This is a genomic window from Streptomyces cavernicola, from assembly GCF_029968035.1.
GTDB lineage: Bacteria > Actinomycetota > Actinomycetes > Streptomycetales > Streptomycetaceae > Streptomyces > Streptomyces cavernicola.
In genome coordinates this window covers 1-1,781 of the sequence record NZ_JASCIQ010000093.1, presented here as the reverse complement: position 1 = coordinate 1,781, position 1,781 = coordinate 1, and the positions used below count along the sequence as shown (strand labels likewise).

At 68.2% G+C, this 1,781-nt stretch carries 1 protein-coding gene; it reads left to right on the top strand.

Annotation, left to right across the window (positions count from 1 at the left end):
* Positions 1–97: 97 nt before the first annotated feature.
* Positions 98–1,768, top strand: a complete 1,671-nt coding sequence (locus QIS96_RS37590) for an IS1182 family transposase (protein ID WP_282547385.1) — start codon at positions 98–100, stop codon at positions 1,766–1,768.
* Positions 1,769–1,781 lie beyond the last annotated feature (13 nt).

Below are 1,781 nucleotides of genomic sequence, written 5' to 3'. Positions count from 1 at the left end.
CGGGATGCCGTTGGTTAATTCGAGGCCTGCGTGACGTCGGCCGTCAAGACCTGGTTGTGGTCTTGAAGGCCGACGTTGTCGTATGGGGAGGGTGTCGATGTCGATGCAGCCGACGGAGTCGGGGGAGGTTCCCGCTGAGACGGCACGGGTGGCTCGGGCGGCCTTCCCGAAGGGCAGCTTGGCGATCCGGCTCCGGGACGAACTGGGGATGCTGTTCACCGACGGGCAGTTCGCTGACCTGTTCCCCGTCCGGGGCAGGCCGGCCTGGTCTCCGGGTCGGTTGGCGCTGGTGTCGGTGTTGCAGTTCGCTGAGGGCCTGCCGGATCGGCAGGCCGCGCAAGCAGTGCGGGCCAGGATCGATTGGAAGTACGCCCTGGGTCTGGAATTGACCGATCCGGGCTTCGACTACTCCGTGCTCAGCGAGTTCCGGGCCCGGCTGGTCGAGGCCGATGCCGGGCAGCAGATCTTCGACCGGGTCCTTGAGGCCGCCCGCCAGGCCGGGGTGCTGAAACCGCCGGGCCGGGCGAGGACGGACTCCACGCATGTGCTGGCCGCGATCCGGTCGCTGAACCGGCTGGAGTTCGTCATCGAGACCCTGCGGGCGGCGCTCAACGCAGTCGCGGCGGCAGCCCCCGACTGGCTTACCAGCTATGTCGATCCGGCGTGGTTCGACCGGTATGCCACCCGGCCGGAGGACTACTGGCTCCCCTCCAGCAAGGCCAAACGGTGCGAGCTGGCCGAGCAGACTGGCCGGGACGGAATGCGTCTGCTCACCGACGTGCATGCCGCTGACGCACCCTGCTGGCTGCGCGAGCTGCCCGCCGTCCAAACCCTGCGTCGGGCATGGGTGCAGCAGTATGTGTCCGACGCGGAGGGCGAGGTGAGGTGGCGGGACCCAAAAGAGTGCCCGCCAGGAGCTTTGCGCCTGGTCAGTCCCTATGACACCGAGGCCCGCGCGAGCGCGAAGCGCGACATCAAATGGGACGGGTTCAAAGTGCATCTCACCGAGACCTGCGACCCGGACACCGTTCACCTGATCACGAACGTGCTGACCACCGACGCCACCATCCCCGACGTCAAGGTCACCGATACCGTCCACGACAGTCTCGCCACCAAAGACCTGCTGCCCGGCGAACACCTGCTGGACGCGGGCTACCTCGATGGATCCCGCATCGTCACCGCCCAGACCCGCCACGGCATCACCCTGACCGGCCCCATCGGCGGCAACACCACCGCCCAGGCCCCTGGGCCCTACGGGCAGGACGCGTTCGCCGTGGACTGGGACAACAAGACCGTGACCTGCCCGAACGGCATGACCACCGGCCAGTGGCGTGACGCGCTCTCACACCGCGGCACCCCGGTCATCCGCATCCAGTTCTCGCCGAAGGACTGCCGCTCCTGCCCCTCCCGGTCCCAGTGCATCAACTCAGCCACCCGGCCCCGTCGGGAGATCACGCTCCGGCCGCGCGCCGAACATGAAGCGATCCGGGAGGCCCGCGCCGCAGAGGGAACCCCGCAATGGCGGGAACGCTACGCGGCCCGCAATGGCATCGAGGGCACCATCTCCCACGCCGTCCGAGTCACCAACCTGCGTCAATGCCGCTACCACGGACTCGCCAAGACCCGGCTCCAGCACCAGCTCACCGCGACCGCGATCAACCTCGCACGCATGGATGCCTGGAACATCAACAGGCCCCGAGCCCGAACCCGTACCTCCCACCTGGCAGCGCTTCGCCCCGCTGAGCACAGGCTCAACGGGGCGAATTAGCCAACGGCATCCC